The sequence below is a fragment of the Bradyrhizobium sp. sGM-13 genome (assembly GCF_018398875.1).
GTDB lineage: Bacteria > Pseudomonadota > Alphaproteobacteria > Rhizobiales > Xanthobacteraceae > Bradyrhizobium.
Genome location: NZ_JAGWDK010000519.1, coordinates 1 through 215, shown reverse-complemented (window position 1 = coordinate 215; position 215 = coordinate 1). Strand labels below are relative to the sequence as shown.

The 215-nt window shown below is 56.3% G+C and carries 1 pseudogene; it reads left to right on the top strand.

The window, feature by feature from the left end:
* A pseudogene (locus KJQ96_RS39855) lies at positions 1-184 on the top strand (alpha/beta hydrolase); the annotation flags it as partial.
* Positions 185-215 lie beyond the last annotated feature (31 nt).

Sequence of the window (215 nt, the reverse complement as noted above, 5' to 3'; positions counted from 1 at the left end):
AACACCGACACTGTTCATCGGCGGCGCTTATACCAAAGGCACGCTGCCAAAGGTGCTCAATGCCTTGGCCGCCAACGTCAGGGGATCGCGCGTCGAGATGATCCCCGGCACCACGCACCCGATGTTCGAACAGGCGCCGCAGAAATATTGCGATATCGTGCTGTCGTATCTCGCAGGAGATTGATCACGATGCAGACTTTGAACGTCAATGGCTA